10 protein-coding genes and 1 pseudogene are annotated in these 18,099 nt (G+C 58.8%); 5 read left to right on the top strand and 6 right to left on the bottom strand.

Translation table 11 applies throughout. The features are described from left to right. Positions 1-32: 32 nt before the first annotated feature. Positions 33-458 (top strand): annotated as a pseudogene (locus FAX90_RS16930) (DDE-type integrase/transposase/recombinase); the annotation flags it as partial. Between the two features lie 192 nt (positions 459-650). Here FAX90_RS16930 and FAX90_RS13430 read toward each other — a convergent pair. Genes FAX90_RS13430 through FAX90_RS13405 form a run of 6 tightly spaced genes read right to left on the bottom strand, consistent with a single transcriptional unit; the run spans position 651 to position 10,881 of the window. After that, positions 651-3,023, bottom strand: coding sequence for a membrane-bound PQQ-dependent dehydrogenase, glucose/quinate/shikimate family (locus FAX90_RS13430; protein ID WP_240704916.1), 2,373 nt, complete (start codon positions 3,021-3,023; stop codon positions 651-653). Between the two features lie 22 nt (positions 3,024-3,045). Beyond that, positions 3,046-5,244, bottom strand: coding sequence for an acyl-CoA dehydrogenase family protein (locus FAX90_RS13425; RefSeq protein ID WP_170234987.1), 2,199 nt, complete (start codon positions 5,242-5,244; stop codon positions 3,046-3,048). 16 nt (positions 5,245-5,260) lie between these two features. Then, a complete protein-coding gene (locus tag FAX90_RS13420) occupies positions 5,261-6,775 on the bottom strand; it encodes an acetyl-CoA acetyltransferase (protein WP_144097939.1) in 1,515 nt (504 codons plus the stop codon). A 1-nt stretch (position 6,776) separates the two neighbouring features. Next, on the bottom strand, positions 6,777-7,562 hold the full coding sequence (locus FAX90_RS13415) for an enoyl-CoA hydratase/isomerase family protein (protein ID WP_144097938.1): 786 nt from the start codon (positions 7,560-7,562) through the stop codon (positions 6,777-6,779). Beyond that, a complete protein-coding gene (locus tag FAX90_RS13410) occupies positions 7,552-9,720 on the bottom strand; it encodes an acetate--CoA ligase family protein (RefSeq protein ID WP_144097937.1) in 2,169 nt (722 codons plus the stop codon). Before FAX90_RS13410 ends, FAX90_RS13415 begins: the two co-directional genes overlap by 11 nt. Positions 9,721-9,759: 39 nt before the next feature. Continuing rightward, positions 9,760-10,881, bottom strand: coding sequence for an NAD(P)H-dependent flavin oxidoreductase (locus FAX90_RS13405; RefSeq protein ID WP_240704915.1), 1,122 nt, complete (start codon positions 10,879-10,881; stop codon positions 9,760-9,762). A 373-nt stretch (positions 10,882-11,254) separates the two neighbouring features. On the opposite strand from FAX90_RS13405, the gene FAX90_RS13400 reads away from it, so the two are divergent. From FAX90_RS13400 to FAX90_RS13385, 4 genes are all read left to right on the top strand, one after another. Further along, entirely contained in the window at positions 11,255-11,716 is a 462-nt protein-coding gene (locus FAX90_RS13400; RefSeq protein WP_144097935.1) for a VOC family protein, read from the top strand. Between the two features lie 242 nt (positions 11,717-11,958). Then, positions 11,959-14,274, top strand: a complete 2,316-nt coding sequence (locus FAX90_RS13395) for a TonB-dependent receptor (protein WP_170234986.1) — start codon at positions 11,959-11,961, stop codon at positions 14,272-14,274. A gap of 327 nt (positions 14,275-14,601) precedes the next feature. After that, positions 14,602-15,297 carry a TetR/AcrR family transcriptional regulator gene (locus FAX90_RS13390; protein WP_144097933.1) on the top strand — a complete coding sequence of 232 codons (696 nt, stop codon included), beginning with the start codon at positions 14,602-14,604 and terminating at the stop codon, positions 15,295-15,297. 410 nt (positions 15,298-15,707) lie between these two features. Continuing rightward, on the top strand, positions 15,708-18,095 hold the full coding sequence (locus tag FAX90_RS13385) for a TonB-dependent receptor (RefSeq protein ID WP_170234985.1): 2,388 nt from the start codon (positions 15,708-15,710) through the stop codon (positions 18,093-18,095). Positions 18,096-18,099: the final 4 nt, after the last annotated feature.

Genomic DNA, 18,099 nt, shown 5'->3' with positions numbered 1-18,099 from the left:
GCCCGTTCCGTTAATTCAACTCGTCACTCGAGATCCCGCCTCGCCGTACTGATCTCTATGTACGGTTCTCGCTGTCGTTGCGGAACGTCGAATATCTTCTGTTCGAACTTGCAAACGACATATGCCACGAGACGGTGCGGCTGTGGTGGAACCGGTTCGGACCAATCTTCGCTGCGGATATTCGCCGGCATCGCGTCAACCGGATGGAGGGTTCTCGGCAATGGTGATGGCACCCGATATGGTTTTCGTGAAAATCAACGTTGAGTAGCATTATCCTTGGCGTGCCGTTGATCACGAAGGAAAAGTCCCGGAGTCCTCCGTCACGAGGAAACGGGACAAATCCGCGGCCCTGGCCATCCTCAAGAGGGCTCTGGAACGACATGGCGGGGCAGAAAATCGTCACCGACGGGATGCGTTCGTACCCTGTAGCGATGTGCGAACTGGACAAACTCCGGCGCAGTGCCGACGAAGAAGCCGTAATCGGTCGTGGCGTCGGGCCAGAACGTCTTCAATTGCAGATTGGAGTCCAGCCGTCCTGTCCCCGCATATAGCGCGCGGCAAGATCGCGAATGGCGTCCTTGGCGATCAGTTTTTCAACGTCGTTCAAAATGGGCCTCTTTCCCAAACGAGTAGTATGGGGGCATTCCCGCCTAGCGGTCGGTAGCGCCCGAGGCAGAATGGTGGCCATTGCGCGGCAAGGCATAGGCGACGAGTGCATCACCCGAGGGCGGAGAAAAACCCGGATATCCACCTGCCGGGACGATCACGAACTGCCTGTCGCTTTTGCTCGACCAGTAAGTAGCAGGAGTAGATTGCGCGCTTGCAGGCAACCTCGACTGCCATAATTTGCGACCGGTCGCCGTCTCATAAGCACGGAAGGTGCGCTCTTTTGCTGCGCCAATGAAAGTTAAGCCTCCTGCAGTCGTGATCGAGCCGCCAAGATTTGGCGTGCCCATCTGGATGGGTAGTCTGATCGGGATGTCAAACGGCCCGCTGTCGCGAGCGGTGCCCAGTGGATGGCTCCACAACAGCTTGCCAGTCTTTAGATCCACGCCGCTGATGCGTCCGAGGGGCGGTTGCTGACAAGGCATGCCCAGAGGCGACAGAAACGGTGAGATATTCGCGCCATACGGCGTTCCGGTTTGCGGTACGGGCCCGCCGACATAGGGCTGATGCGTTTCCGAAATTGGCTTTAGCCCCATCGTGTCGGCGTCCTCGCGGGTCAGCAACTGGTTGTAGTTGCTCATTTGCGTGTTGTTCACGATCATGATCTTGCGATCGGGGTCAATCGATACGCTGCCCCAGTCCATGCCGCCGATATATCCGGGCCAGACGATCGTTGGCCGATCTGTCGTCAGTGGCGTCATCGTCCCGTCGAAACGCGCCTTGAGGAACTTGATCCTGCAAAGGGCCATGTCGATCGGGGTCAGTCCCCACATTCGTGCTTCTGTCGGGCGGGGGCCGGAAAAGTCCGGGAAAGCGGAAGAAAATGGCTGTGTCGGTGCCATTCTCTCGCCGGATACGCCGTCGGTCGGAACCGAGCGCTCCTCTACAGGGAACAGAGGTTTGCCTGTACGGCGGTCGAGAATGAAAATCTGACCGCGCTTGGTCGGCTGTATCAGGGCGGGGGTGCCGTCTTCGAGGTTGAAAACGACCGGCTGCGAGCCGTTATCGTAGTCCCACAAGTCGTGATGGGTTGTCTGGAATACCCACTCGAGCTTTCCGGTTTCCGCGTTTAGCGCGAGTACCGAGCTTGAAAAACGTTCGTCCAATTCGGTCCGGTGCATTCCCACGTAGTCCGGGGTCGCATTGCCCATGGGTGCAAACACGAAGCCGAGTTGTTCGTCCCCGCTCATCGGGGCCCAGCTGTTGGGTGTTCCGCGGGTGAATTGCCCGCCTGCTGGCGGCATACCCTGTTCGTCGGGATTCCCGGGGTCGAAAGCCCAGGCAAATTTACCGGTAACGGCATCGTAGGCACGAATGACGCCGCCCGGCTCTCCGACGTGCTGGCCGTCGGTCACCCAGCCGCCGATGATCAGCTTTCCCCGCACCACGATCGGTGGCGACGTGACCTGATAGTAGCCTTTGACGACGTCACCCATGCCATCGAGCAGATTGGCTTCGCCATCGTTTCCAAACCCGGCGCATTTGCTGCCGGTCAAACTGTCGAGAGCGATCAGGCGCGCATCAACCGTTGCGGTATAGATCATGCCGGAGCAGGTGCCGGACACTTCTGGAGCCTGATAATAGCTGACCCCGCGGCAATGGCGGGCCATGACACCATCAAGATCGGAGCGCGCCGCATGGCGCCACTTTTGCTCACCTGTTTCTGCGTCGAGGGCGATGACATCGTTATATCCGGTGCAGATATAGACGAGATCTCCGATCTTCAGCGGATTTGCCTGAAACGTGAACGGTTTGCCATCGGGCGTGGGACCGGAATGGTATGTCCACGCCACTTCGAGTTTGTCGACATTGGCGGGGGTGATCTGGGCGAGGGCCGAATGACGCGATCCGCCAAGATCGTTTCCGTAGTTTTGCCATTCGCCCGCGTCGCGGCTTGCCTCAGCCGCAGGCCTATCCCGCATGGCCAAAACTGTATCGTGCGGCTGGTCCAGCCAGAAAACACTGACAACCCAGCCTGCTGCCGCAATGAAGATGACACTCCAGATGATCGGCGCATGTCGCAGCCGGGCAGACCGACCCATCCCGGCACGGAACCAGGGCGTCAGCAGAATCAGGCCCAGCCCGCAGAGGAGCGCAAGGCGCGGAACGAACGCCCAGAAGCTTCCATCACTCTCCAGCAGCCACCAAGCCGCGGTTGCCAGGACAACCAAGGCATAAAGCCAAACACCTTCCCATCGGCGGAGTGCGAACAGAACGCCCGCAGCAAGAAGGCATACACCTGCCAGGACGAAGTATGGCGAGCCGCCCAGTACCGCAATCTGGAAGCCGGTCCACGACATGGCCGCGCCCAAGACAATTACGACGAAGGCGACTGTTAAACGGATGATATCTTTCAAGAGATGTCGCCTTCCTGTTGGGCTATTTCGAAGGGAGGTGGAGGCCGCGCAAGGCGATGACATTGCGCTGGATTTCGTTGCTGCCACCGCCGACGACCATCATGATGGACCTTCGCAGCAACTGGCCGATCAGGCCGTCGGCGACGGCTCCGTCAGAGGGGCTGTCCAGCATCGCGGCTGGCCCGAAAATGTCGATCGCGGTTTCGGTAAGCCTCTGGGAAAGTTCACTGGCAAAGATCTTGGCCATCGCGGATTCGACGAGCGGGGTGTGATCACCGCCTGACAGTTCGATCGATCGCAGGGACAACAACCGGGCGGCCCGCACATCCGCTGCGAGCAGAGCGATGCCGGTGCGGATGTCGGCTGCGTCTTTCAGTCTCCCGCCCCGTACTTCGGCAATCATGCGATTGAGCAAATCATCGAGCTGAGACGCGAAAGCGCCCATCACGACCCGTTCGGAGGCGAGGGCATTGTTGAGGATACTCCAGCCTTCGCCTTCCTTGCCCAATCGGGTCCATTCCGGGATCCGTACGTCGTCGAGGAAGACATTGCAGAATATGTGGCCATGAAGCGCCGGCATCGGACGCACCGTAATGCCCGGTGTATTCATCGGAACCACGAAGAGCGTGATGGCCCCGTGCTTCACATCCGGGTCCGGGTTGGTCCGCGCCGCAAGGATCATGTGCGAGGCACGGTGGCCGTCCGAGGTCCAGATCTTCTGTCCGTTGACGACGTATCCGCCAGAAATGCCTGCTGCTTTGGTCTGAAGGCTGGCAAGATCGGACCCGGCGCCAGGTTCGCTATATCCAAGGCAGATGCTTGCCTCTCCTGATCGCAGGAGGGGCATCATCTCGCTTTTGAGCCGCGGCGATCCATGAGCGATAATTTCTGTGGCAAGGAGCCTGCTTCCCGCAATGGTTGAACCGTCAGGAGCACCTTGCCGAATGAACTCTTCGCTGAAAGCAAGCTGTTCGACAGGCGAGAGGTCGAGACCTCCTTCGTCGGACGGCCAGTTAATTGTGGTCCAACCCGCGCACCCCATTTTGCGGGCAAAGTCGAGGTTCCAATGCCGATTGGAGAATGGAAGCGCAGCGTTCTCCTGCCGGTCAGCTTCACTCCACGCCTCATCCAGCCAATTGCGGACCTTGGCCCTTAACGCAGCTGTCGTGTCGTCTTCGTCAATTTCCGCGACCTTGTCTGCGCGGACAGGGTTGAGCAGGAACTCGGCATATTCCCTGCTGGTTTTCTTCAAGCCGCCCGAGCGTGCCATTTCAGCATGGATCACGCGGAACTGAGTAGGCGCATCGTGTTCTTCGGCAAACCCTATCGCGCCAAAGCAGTGGTGCGTTTCCAGGGCTATCTTGCGCAGGTGAACCTGACAAAACAGGATTGCCCCATTGGCGTTGTCCAGCCACTGCGAGCCACCGGGGCGACAACTGGACGCCGCCCTGTCCACGAGCATTCGTGACGCGTCGAGGATCATCCGGGAATTGGCCAGTTTGTGCTGCACCGCCTGGAATGACCCAATCGGTCGACCGAATTGCTTACGTTCGCGGGCGTATTCGAGGACCATTTCGAAACCTCGCTCCGCTGCTCCCAACGCGGTCGCGCAAGATAGCAGGCGAGATATCAGCGAGAGGTCGTCGACTTCATGTTGGTCCAGCGGGACGCATTCGATCGGAACATCGCTTAACCTGATCGCGTCGACGTCATAACCGCCAAGGATCGTCTCTCGCGTGATCTCGACCCCGGGATTAATCAGATCGACCCGCAAGACACCATAGCCCGGCACCAGCACTGTCAGCGTTTGAGCCAGAGCCGCGTGTTCAATGAACCTGACAATGCCAGAAGCTCGTTCAGCACCGACTTCTATGCCTTCGTCAGCAGCCGCGAAAACGGCAATTTCGCCTGAAATTTTGCGCGGCGATTTCGCAAATACGATGTTCTCAAGGACCATAGCCGGGAAGGGCGCATTGCAGGACACTCGTCCCAGCTCTCGGCAAACGCTTACGCAAAGCGGGACATCACCTTTGCCACCAGTTCGGCCAAGGCTGTTAAAGCCAGCTTCCTTGAAAGCCGCAAAAACCGCTTTGACGTCCCCGGCATTAAAACCGCCTGTCCAATGCTTCGACAGGATCCGCCGAACGGTGTCTTCGACCATCGCGGAAAGCGAACCGGTATCGGTGTCGTCGTCGACCCTGAAGGCTTTGGTTCCCGTCATTATCTTCTCCGGCAGGCTAGGACCTGAAGTCCCAGCGAAGCCGGCCGTCCGGCATCGGGCTGGCCATGCCGGCGCAACCCACCGGCTGCGCATCGCTGGCCGTCAGCCGCTCGATCGCTTTGCGATCGTCACCGTCGATCGTTGCCAGGAACCGGTCTCCCGCCTCGTTCCGGGCGACGATGGTTGCATGGTTTGCCCGACCGTCGCGAGCAAACGGCGCGACGAATGTTTCGATGGTGCCCGGACCGCCTTCGTACCCTTTCAGCAAGGCTGGCTGCTTTTTGCGCAACGTGGCTGCAGTATCGTCGACGCGATAATCCATTGCGCATTGAACGCTGCGGGCCGGTGAACCGCTGAGAACGATCGCGTGATTGTGTGTTGCGTATCCGCCGTTTGCGACGATCATCCCGTTCCGGTCGCCACCCCGCAGTTTCAAAACCATTCGGGCCGCGGCATGCGCCATGCAGTTCCCGATCGGTCCCCCGCCAAACGTCAGGCCCCCGTAAACGCTATGCGGTTTTGACAGTGGCCAATTCAGAACGCGGCGGGCCATCTTGGGGATGCACGGGAAACAACTGTAGAGCTCGACACAGTCGATATCGCTTGCATCGAGCCCGTTGAATTCCAGCGTCTTCGATATGCTAGCCGAGAGACTTGCCGAATGTTCATAGCTGTCCCGGGCAAGGAAATCGTCGGGCTCATGCGAGGCAGCGCCGCGGCCGACGTAGACGATCCGGTTTTCCGGTACGGAGTTTTCGCGGGCAAAGGCAAGGCTGGTGACAATGACGGCTGCGCCCATGTTCACGCTGCCGTTGGCAACCATCAACTTGCGATAGGGGAAGCTGAGCATCGGGTTTCCGGGATCGTCGCAAAGGATATCCGCTTCTGACTTGGGTGTTCGAAGCCAGGCCATCGGGTTCTGGCTCGCCACTTGCGAAAAGCCCGACCAGATTGCTGCCGTCTCGGCTTGTGCTTCCACGAAAGTCTGCCCCCACGCCGCCCGCGTGGCGTTTTCATAAAGCGGATAGACGTCGATCGGGGTCAAAAGGCCGTATGCCCGCGCCAGCGGACGCGCCGATCTTGCCGCCAGTTCCGCAATGAGATTGGTTTTCGACGTCGGGGCCTTGCCCTTGCTTTTTTCGATCTGGGCACGCTTGTTGGCGGTACGAAGAGCTTCTCCTCCGACGCCGACGGCAACGGAAATTTCGCCCTCGGCAATAAGGTTGGCGGCATCATTGATCAGCCGCACAGGGCCATCTCCGCTCGCATCCTCGGTCTTGACGACGCGAGGAGGGCGTGACGGAAGTTCGCTGGCCAGCCTGTCGGCAATTTCCGGGTCGGGGAAGGAGATCTGATCCTCCACGCCTAGCCAGTCGATCTTGTCGCGCAGGCTGAGCGTGCTGTCCCGCTCGGCCGCGGCAATTGCTGCATGCATGAGTTGCCGCGATTCAAGGCCGTCGAACGGGTCGTCGGGCCGGTCGCATATCTCTCCGACACCGATGATGACCGGGGTCCTGCGATCATCGGTCATGTCAGGACTTCCACTGCGGAGCCCGCTTTTCAATAAAGGCCATTGCGCCTTCGCGGCAATCCGGCCCGGCCATGACGGTTGCGATGGCGTCGCTTTCCAATCCGCGGAAATAGCTTTCGTCCCCGCGCGCCGCGCGCCGCGTTATGGCGAGCGTTTCGCGAACGGAGAGCGGCGAACATGCTGCGATGTCCAGGGCCAGTGCCATCGCGGTTTCGAGAACGTCGTCAGGCTCGGCGATGGCGTTGATCATTCCGAATGCGTGCGCCTTCGCCGCATCGATCGGTCTTCCGGTCGCGACCATTTCAATCGCGAGGGCTGGAGGCAGAAACCGCGCGATCCTGAAGGCCCCGCTGGCACCTGCGATGATGCCGCGCTTTACTTCTGGCAGTGCGAAATTGGCAGTCCTGCTCGCCACGATCATGTCGCATGAAAGTGCAATTTCGGTTCCACCGCCATGCGCCGGGCCCTGAACTGCCGCAATCCAGGGCTTGTTCTTCCTGGCGTAGACAAAACCGGCAAATCCGCTTTCAGGGCGTACGAGATCGGCCCCTCTGCCTTGTGCGACTTCCTTGAGGTCCGCACCGGCGCAAAACACGGGGCCAGATCCGGTAATGATGCAGGCGCGGATTTCGGGATCGTTTTCGCAGTGGTTGACTACGCTTTCGATAGCTTCCGCCATCTGGGCGCTGATAGCATTCCGGACCTCTGGGCGCTGAAGCGTCAAGATGCCGACGGCACCCCGCTTTTCGAAAGCGACTTGCTCGGTTTGCAAAGGCTCAGTCTGCATCGCCATTCCCTTTCTCGTGCCAGGTGGCCAATCCATCGAGGGCTTCGATCCGCAGACCGGAGGCGAGTAATGGATTGATCTCGAGCGAGGCGAGTTCCGGCCCAAGGCTTTCGGCGGCGTTTGCGATTGCGACGATGGCATCGGCCAATTTCGCAAGGTCTACAGGGGCCGAACCCCTGAACCCTTTAAGGAGCGGGGCCCCTCGAAGTTTGCCTATCATGTCCTGGACCGCCGACCGGTCGACGGGCATTGGCACGGTCATCGCATCGCCCATCAATTCGACCATCGATCCGCCAAGTCCGATGGTGAGCATCCCGCCCCAAACCGGATCATTGGAATAGCTGACCAGAAGTTCCACGGCCGGGTCGCTTCGCATCGGCGCGACAATGGCGCCGTTGATTGCGGCATCGGGCCGCAGGCTTCGAACTGTCTCGAGCATCTCGTCAAAAACAGCGCCAATGCTATCGGCAGTCAGATTGAGCCGCACGCCGCCAACTTCGGTCTTGTGCCCGATATCGGGCGAGGCAATCTTGAGCACAACCTCACCGCCCCATCTGCCTGCTGCCGCGATAGCTTCGGCGCGCGAAGTCACGAGTTCGAATGCCACCACGGGAACACCGCACCCACGCAAGTAGGCAAGCACATCGTATTCAGAGTGCAAGTTCCGGGTAGGCACCTTTTCGCCCGTCTCGCCCTTCGCGACGAAGGACAAGGAGGGCAGATCGCGTTCAATCTGGCTCGACCACCAAATTGCCTTCCCGATGGCGCGCAACGTGCCTTCCAGGCCTGTCATCACGTGCGGCAAGCCGTATTCCGCGATCGACTGCCGGGAGGTGTCGTTAAGGGCCTTCGCGCAGGTTTGCGCCATGATCACCGGCTTCACGATCGACTTGCAGGCACGCCCGATCGCCGCGAGCGCGGCAGGAACGCTCTGCCCGTCCATTGTTGGTACGGGCATGTTGATTGCCACCAGGCCAATGCCCGTGGCATTCGCCATTATCGGGATCACCCGTTCGAAAAGATCCGGGTCTCTGATCGCGGCACCGGTGATATCCAGCGGGTTCAGCCCTGCTGCGAAGTCCGGCAGGACTTCGCCAAGCTTTTGCGCGGTGGCCGGGTCATTTGCGGGAAGATCGACACCATGATCTTCGGCAGAGTCGGCGACAAGCGTACAAGCTCCGCCTGAAATCGAGATGAAACTCAGCCCGGCGTCGGGAATTGGCCCCGTCGCGCCCAGCAGTCCCGCCACGTCGATAAGTTCTTCGGTAGAGAAAACCCTGATGATCCCAAGGCGTTCGCAGACCGCGGCAAACACTCCGTCGTTGCCCAGTAACGATCCGGTGTGCGCTGCCGCGATCGCGCCGGCAAGTTCGCTTCTGCCGATTTTGAGCATGACGATCGGCTTGGCCTTGCGCCGCGCCTTTTCGGCAGCCGCCACAAATTTTTCAGGGTCGCAGATGTTTTCGGCAAATACCGCGATGGCTTTCGTCTGTTCGTCATCGACAAGGTAATCGATGACGTCCGACATCGTGATGTCGCCCTGGTTGCCGGTGGCCGCAACGAAGCTCAGGCCGATGTTCTGGCTGTGCGCGTACTCGGCGATTTCAGATGCACTGGCCCCGCTTTGCGAAACGATGGCGATGCTGGGCGGCAAAACGGGCTTTACGATCGGGATGGCCGACACCGGCGCGCGCCCTGCGACATTGTTGAAGCCAAGAGTATTCGGTCCCCAGACGCGGATGCCGAGCGACCTTGCCTTGGCGACGAGTGCGTCCTGATCCCTCGCGCCTTCCTCGCCCATCTCGCCATATCCGGACGTCAGGATGACTGCATTTGCGATGCCGGCGGCGGCAAGATCGTCGAGTGCGTCCGCTACCACGGATTTGGGCACGGTGATGAAACCGACGTCGACAGGTGCCCCGATTTCCCGGCAGCTTGAAAATCCCGGATAGCCAAGAACGGAGTTGCCGCCCCTGTTCACGGCATAGACTTCTCCGCCAAAGCCGATGTCCTTGAAATTGCGCATGATGAAATGCGTCCAGATCGACTTCTCGGTCGCTCCGACTAGGGCGATCGACCGCGGGGCGAAAAGTGAACTCAGCGGATGCGAGTTCTTTTCAGTGATCGAAACATCGCGCGGATCTGCCAGAATGCTCATTGAAAGCCTTTCCGTATGCGTCTGCTGCCAGCGATCGGCTCAGGATTCGATCAGCTCGATCAGGCCGCCCACGGCAGCTGCAAACTCTTCCTTGAAATCCTGAACGACGCCGCCGGCGGACCGGATGTTATTGACGAGGCCTACGCCTTGGCCGACCCAGTAACTGACAAGAGGGCGGGCATCCTGATTGCCGCCTGCCGCTGCCTTTTCGATTTGTGCGAAGGCAGGCAGGCTGATCATCGACATCATCGGCATGGGCAGTGCGCCCGGGCTTTCAGGACCGTCCCATGCATCATGCCACGCAGAGCGAAGCTGCCGGCTTGGTTTTCCGGTGCGTGACTTTGACCGGATGGTGTCGCGCGACGATGCTGCGATCATCTTTTCACGGAACACGTCGCCCGTTTCGGAATCCGTGGTCGCCAGCCATACCGAACCGGTCCAGACACCCGCGGCGCCCATTGCCATGCATCCTGCCATCTGCGCCCCGTTCATGATCCCGCCTGCCGCCAGGACGGGGACCGATCGGATCGGAGCAATGGCGTTGATGACTTCGGGTACGAGAACCAGCGTCGATATTTCTCCGCAATGCCCGCCCGCTTCTCCTCCTTGTGCAACCAGAAGGTCGACGCCGGCATTGACCTGGCGGATTGCGTGTTCCTTCGCGCCGACGAGTGCACCCACTGGCACGCCATGCTTGCGCGAACGTTCGATCATGGAAGGGGGCGCGACGCCCAGGGCATTGACCATCAACCTGATCGGATGCCGGAATGCCACATCCATTAGCTGTTCGCCGCGTTCCGGCAGGGTTGCAGGCAATTCGCGTGTGAGAACGTCTTCCTGCCCGACCGGAATTTGGTGCCTGGTAAGAAGATCGACCGTAAAATCGAGATGCTTCGTCGGCACCTTGGCAACAAGCTCATCGATGTCGAGGCCGCCGCTAAGGTCCTGGTTCTCCGGCACGAGGATGTCGACGCCATAGGGCTTGCCGTCGACATGGTCGTCGATCCAGGCAAGCTCCTGCTCCAGGCTTTCGGGGGTAAAGCTGCTTCCACCCAGAACGCCGAACCCGCCAGCGCGGCTGACCGCAGCCACGACGTCACGGCAATGGCTGAATGCAAAAAGAGGGAACTCTGCCCCCACCAGGCTTTGCATCGGCTCCATGATCCTCTCCTCGAATTATTCTGACTGGCTCGGTCGTTCTGATATTGCCGCGCCTTTCCACGAGGCATACATTAAATGCATTATCGTGCAACTTCTAATTGACTCTGGCCGCTGGCCTGCAGATAAAGATCGGCAAGAACGTGACATCGGAAGGCTGCACTCAGGTGCATATTTCGGCGTTTATGATGATTGGATTCAAAATTGCTGAACGAGCGCTGTTCGAAAAAATAACACTGATCTTTAGTGCCTTATTGTCATGATTGTCGAAGTGGAAGCCTTCCTCATAAATCATGAAAATCGATGAAAATACGATAAGGCACGTCACTCGCCGAAGAAGTGTGTGGCGTGCGGGGCAGGAGCGGAGCGGATCGATATGATTGACTTAAGCAGAACTTTTCACACCGGCATCATCGTCGAGAACCTTGAAAAGGCGATGTCCGAATTGGGCGAAGCGCTTGGCCTTGAATGGACCGAAGTGAAGGAATTCGATCCGATCGTGCACTGGATTCCAGGCAAGGGGCGGAAGGAGATTGCCATGAAGGCGGTCTATTCAAGGCAGGGCCCTGTGCACCTTGAAATCTGCGAGGGGCCGGCGGACAGTTTCTATGACACGTCCAACCAGCCTGACGGCCGTCACATCGGTATCTGGGTCGACAACCTCGTCGAAGAGACGGAGCGACTGGTATCCTCCGGCTGGAAAATTCTCGCGGCAAACGGCACGCCGGAGGAGGGGTACGGGGTCCTTACCTACATGACCCCGCCCGACGGATCTTTCGTGGTCGAACTCGTTGATGCCGAACTCAAGCCGATGATCGACGAATGGACGGGGTCCTGATCGCCTGACGATTACCCTGCGGTCGATACATTCGAAATTGATGAGAAGATAATCAATAAATAGAAATTTATTATCTGCATTTAAAAACTGCACATACTTAAATTCTTAGAATTAAAATAAATATAAAAATAATCTATTGAAATAATGTAATTACAAAAGGGATGGGGAAGATGAACCGATTAGGTGTTAGTGCTTTGTTGGTTGGTGTTGCGGCATCAGCTTTTCTGAGTTCCAGCCCGGTGATGGCGCAGGCTGTCTCGCTCAATGGCTCCGACGAAAATGGTCAGGGCGAAATCATCGTTACGGCACGCAAGAAGTCGGAACGTCTGCTCGACGTTCCTGTTGCGATCACCGCCCTTGACGGCGAAGCGCTTGCTGAAAAGGGCATTTCGGACCTGTCGGCCGTGGGCACTCTGCTTCCGCAGGTTCGGTTCGAAACTGTTGGCGGCGGCGGTAACGGGGCAACCTTCGCGATCCGCGGCATCGGTTCGGCGTCGGGCGACAAGGGCATCGAGCAGACGGTTGCCGTCAACATCGATGGCGTCCAGTCGAGCCGTGGACGCATCTCGGTCCTGTCCTTCTTCGACGTGGAGCAGGTCGAGGTGCTGAAGGGGCCTCAGGCGCTTTATTTCGGCAAGAACAGCCCGGGCGGTGTTATCTCGGTCAAGACAGCCGGGCCGGGCGATGTCGTCGAAGGGTATGCCCGCGCAGGATACGAGTTCAACGCGGATGAGCGCTTTATCGAAGCCGCGGTTGGCGGCCCCATATCCGATGCATTCGGGGTTCGCGTTGCGGCGAGGGCGTCGAAGACCGACGGCTGGATCAAGAATGTCGCGCAGCCAATCGATAGCCCATTCGATCCCGGTGTCATCCTGCGGCCATCGGCCGACAAGCTGCCGAGCAGCCGACAATACCTTGGCCGTATCACTTTGGCTCTCACGCCCAGCGAAAACTTCGATGCGTCGCTCAAGATTTTCGCCGCAGATGTGAAGCAGAACAACGAACTTGGCCCCATGGAGACGGTCTGCACCGGGGAACACGCCTCGTCATATGGCGTGATTGACCCGTTCAGCGACTGTAAGCTGGATGGCCGAACGTCCAACGGCGCTTTGCCATCTGCATATGCAGGCGATGGCTGGCCTGGATCGCGCGACGGGACGCCGTACAACGATACCAAGGCCTACCTGTCGTCTCTGACCATGAATTACTATGGCGAGAATTTTACAATCACGTCGGTGACCGGTGCCTACAAACTGGATTCCAAGGGGTTCGATAACTACGACGGCACGATCTACGCGCGCCTTACGGGATACACTTTCGAAGATACGAAGGCCCTGTCTCAGGAGCTTCGTGTTTCGACCGATTTCGAATCCAGTGTGAATGCTACTGTCGGTGCGTTCTTCGAAACGCAGAAACGATCATCGGGTGGTGTCGGCGGTGCGGGTTTGAATAGCGCCGATTCCAACGGCTTCTACGCGCTATGGGATCGGACCGAGGAAGCCAGGGGCAAGACGTATTCTGCATTCGGCCAGATCGATTGGGAAATCACCGACGCGCTCGAGCTGTCCGGCGGCGTTCGCTATACCAAGGAGACGAAGAAGGGCGCGGTCACCAACGACTATGTCAACCAAGATCAGATGCTCGGCCCGAATTTTCCGGCCTCGGCAATTCTCCTTCCGGAGGGCGTGACTTTGCGTCCCAAGCGTACCGACGACAACTGGTCGCCGGAGGTATCGCTTACCTACAAACCCAATACCGACCTGATGATCTATGCGGCCTATCGCACCGGCTTCAAATCCGGCGGTATCTCCGCAACAAGCGTGTTGGGCGCTACATCGACCGCCGAAAATCTGGTCTTCAGGCCCGAGAAGGCGAAGGGCGGGGAAGTGGGCATGAAGGCTCAGCTCCTCAACCGCAAGCTCACGCTGATCGGTGCAATCTATCGGTATACCTTCACCGACCTTCAGCAGGCCACTTTCAATGCAGGGCCTCCCGCCACGTTCTCGATCAATAACGCCGGTCGGTCGAGAACGACCGGTGTCGAGCTGGAAGGCAACTTCCGGGCTACTTCCGACCTGACCCTGTCCGGTGCAGTCGCTTATAACGACGGCAAGTATCTCGAATTCCTCGGAGCGCCTTGTTACGCCGGGCAGACGGCCCAACTGGGATGTGTCGGCGGTCAACAGGACCTGAGCGGTGCGCAGCTTCCCTACAATCCCAAGTGGAGCGCGAACGCGGGATTTCAGCTCGACAAGCCGGTGAGCGACACCATGATGGTCGGCTTCAGTGGGCGGGCGACGTACAATGGCAAGGTCTGGGCAAACACGACCAACAATCCGCTCGCTCGCCAGGATGATTACATCCGTCTTGATGGTGGTCTGAAGCTCTATCCCGATGGCAAGCGGTGGGAGCTTGCTCTCATTGGCCGCAATCTCACGAACGAGCGATATGCAGTCTACGCGACGGACAAGCCTGGCGGTCCGGCCAGCGGCGGGGAAATCCTCGCTGTTACCAACCGTCCGCGCGAAGTGATGCTGCAGGGCACCGTCCGTTTCTAGCGATGATCGTGGAGGGTCGGTTGGATCGCATGATCGAGCCGACCCTCTTCATGGTGCAGGTATCTACACGTAGGGCGATGCTGCACTAATCTGCATAGGTGCGGTCGGGTATGATATCGCCCCGTTCGAATTCGAACGATGGCAGCTTCTTCCCGTGGACCGACATATCTTGAAGCTGCGGATTGAGGCGCGTGGAATGCTGTCGGCTGCAAGGGTACCCAAATTGCCGGTTCCTGCCAGATTTCTTGTGGCATTTCTGACTTGCCTTGACGAACCGGCGCATGACAAAGGCCATCGGTGGCGGATGCGTGAAAACTAGGGGCCAATGTGAAAGCTAGCGATACGAAGCAGTCGAAGCAAAAGGCGGACGACGATGGGAACGTTGAACGTCGTCGCCCCTATGCGCGGACTTTCGACAAGCGTCGGCGAGAGATCCTGTCGACGGCCTGGACGATGATCGCGGAGGCCGGTGGCTCCGAATTCACGCTGCAGGAGTTGAGTGAGCGATGTGACGTGGCGCTTCGCACGATCTACAATGCATTCGGTGACAAGGATGGTGTCGTCGCGGCAGCGGCTGCTGCTCATCACAGTGACACGCTCGAAGTCTTCGAGTTCGATGATCGAGAGGTCTGGAGCCTGTCCGAGGCCATCTGCATGACGCGGCGCATCGCACAGGAGACGGTCCGCTTTCCGGGGTGGTCGCAAGTCACTTCGGAAATGTATTTCTCTCCGCGGGGCCCGGTGAAGCTCTTCGCCTCGCTTCAGCAGATGCCAACATCGATTCTGAGGGCGTGGCTGCGTTCCGACCAGGTAGACTTGAAGCTCTTGCGCGCATTCGGGCAGCAGGCGCTTGAGGCGTCGCACGCCGACGCGCAGTGGGGGGTAGTGGCGAACTGGTGCGCGGGCAGGATCGACGAAGCGCAGGTCGAAGACCTCATGGTCGATAACTTTCTCGTCGTCGCAATGTCGTTCGGCAACCGCGCTGGTCGCTCTCTCGCGAAAAAGATGGTGCTCGACAAATAATCATATTGGCTTGGGCGGGGCGTGTGATCGCAGCCTGTGAGCCGGGGCCTTGATTGTCGTTTCCGTTGAGCTTGCTCTTTCGGGCAGTGATTAGCGGGAAAAATCCCAGTTTTGCTCGACGTCGTGTACCGGAAAGCCAACTGCTTTTCCGATCGATTCCGCCTTTCCGTCAAATTAAACGAACAGCCCATGTCGGGCAGGGAAGATGCATGTCTGTGTAATATAGGTTGCATGTCCATGCAAAAAATATACAGTTGCCCACACGGTCAACACGCAGTGCGTCGGCGCTCGATGCGGCTTCTGCTGACGTCTGACTGAATGAGAAGAACAAAAGTGGGAGAAGATAGATGGTAGGGATCTGCCGCGAAGTCGCTTGCGTGCGCTATGCGAAGCATCTGCTTTTATCGACTGTGGGTTTGGTGGGCCTGACGGCATCGCCTGCCTTGGCGCAAAACTCGGATCCGTCGGTTATCGAGGATGGAAGCGGGGACCTTACGGAAATCATCGTTACCGCGCGTCAGAGGGGGGAAACCCTCATCGAAGTTCCCGTGGCCGTTACGGCCATCGGTGCAGACGAGCTTCAGCAGTTCGGTACGACCGACATCCGCGACATTTCAAAGCTCGCCCCCTCGTTGAGCATCGACAGGAGCGGTAGCGGCAATGGCGGTATCGTATCGTTGCGCGGGGTCAGCACGTCGAGCGGGCAGGTCGGTTTCGATCAGGCGGTTGCCATCGCGGTTGACGGGGTCATGGTGGGCCGTGCGCGCATCCTCGCCCAAGGGCTTTTCGATGTCGGCCAGATCGAAGTGCTGAAAGGGCCACAGGCGCTCTTCTTCGGCAAGAACAGCCCCGGCGGCGTAATCTCGATCAAGTCGGCCGGACCGACCGATACGCTGTCGGGCTATGTCCGCACCAGTTACGAATTCGTGGGGGACGAAGCGCTCGTCGAAGGGGCTGTCGGCGGCCCGCTTTCGGAAGAACTGGGCGCCAGGGTTGCCCTCCGCTATCGCAATCTGAAAGGGTATTTTTTCAATACCTCCGAAGGTTACACCGATGCGACTTACCCGTTCGCAGCGGTCACTCCGCCGCCGGGACCGGGTAAGGACCGTGCCGGCGAAAGGGAAGTGCTGGGCCGTGTCACGCTTCGTTACGAGCCTGCCTCGACCGATCTCGACGCGACCTTGAAACTGTCGATCGCGGATCAGTCTGGCGATGGTCCCGCCTATGGCGCACAGCCGTTCTATTGCGATGGTGCAACTACGGGCATCACTTACGGCGCAGCCGACTCCTATGGCGAATGCAAGTTCGACAAGTACTTTTCGCGCAGTTCGTTCAATCCCCTGATCGCCGACACGATGCCCATGCTGAAGGTGGACCCCTTCAACGATATCGAGATGTACCTGGGCTCGCTCGCGGTGAACTACAGTTTTGCCGATCTGACGCTAACATCGGTTTCGGGGTATTTCGATTATACATCGCGCACCGCCGACAACTACGATGCTACCTCGTTCAATCAGCTCTATTCTGCAGAGGACGAAGGGTACAAGGCATTCAGCCAGGAGTTCCGGCTGCTGAGCGACTTCGCAGGGCCGCTGAATTTCCTCTTGGGCCTGTATTATCAGGACACCAGCCTCGATTTTGATACCAGTGTCGGCATCCTCGGCCTCGGTCCCGATCCCGAAGGGCGGTATTACAGCTGGCAGCGTCAGGGTTATACCGACGGCAAGACCTATTCCGCGTTCGGCCAGCTGGTTTTCGACATTACCGATCAACTCGAACTGGCCGGCGGCGTACGCTATACGAGCGAAAAGAAGGTTTCGAGCATGCGCCACATCTACGCGCGGCCCGAACTGGCCGGTACGCTTCTGGCGCCGACGAGCAGGGTATTCTCGGACGTCTTCAAGGATGACAATTTCTCGCCCGAAGCGACCTTGAGTTTCCGGCCCAATTCCGACCTGACGGCCTATGTCGCCTACAAGACGGGCTACAAGTCGGGTGGCTTCGGTTTGAGTGTCTCGCTCATCCCGGCGACGATCACTGAAGACGCGATCACGTACGATTCGGAAAAGGTCAAAGGGTTCGAGATTGGGCTCAAGTCGCAATTGCTTGATCGTCGTCTGACCCTCAATCTTGCCGCATACAATTACAAGTACGACAATCTGCAGGTGAACTCGTTCAACGCGGACACGACATCCTTCACGATCAACAATGCCGCGTCCGCAAGAGTGAAGGGCATCGAGGCGGAGGCACAGTTCCGCGTCAACGACGTGCTCAGAATGTATGCTGCGGTGGCGTACAACCACGCCCGGTATCTCGATTACGTGACAGGGTGTTACAACACCCAGGGCTTTGACGACGGCTGTAATGTTCCCGTCGCGAACGGTGCGGACGGGATTGCGGGAACGGCCGACGATGTCTTTGGCCAGGACCTTACCGGCGCACCCCTTTCACGCGCACCGGATTGGGCGATCAGCACGGGCTTCGATGCGACGGTTCCCCTGTCGTCCGATTTCAACTTCGTGCTGGCGGGCAACGCGCGTTACAGTGATAGTTACTCCGGCGTCGAGAACGGAAACCCGCGCGGCGTTCAACCCAGCTTCTGGCTGTTCGATGCCAGTGCGCGCCTCGTTTCCGAAGCCGATGGATGGAACATCGGTGTCATCGGCAGGAATATCGGAAACGAATTCTACAGCGGTGGTTACCTGTTTGAGAAACCCGGCGCATCCGGTTTGAACCAGATTGCCGGAACCCCTGCGCGAGGGCGGCAGATTCTCGTCGAACTGGGTTTCGATTTCTAACGAT

This window comes from Croceicoccus sediminis (genome assembly GCF_007570835.1).
Classification (GTDB): domain Bacteria; phylum Pseudomonadota; class Alphaproteobacteria; order Sphingomonadales; family Sphingomonadaceae; genus Croceicoccus; species Croceicoccus sediminis.
Note: the sequence above shows the minus strand (reverse complement) of the source record. Positions and strands in the feature narration are given on the sequence as shown.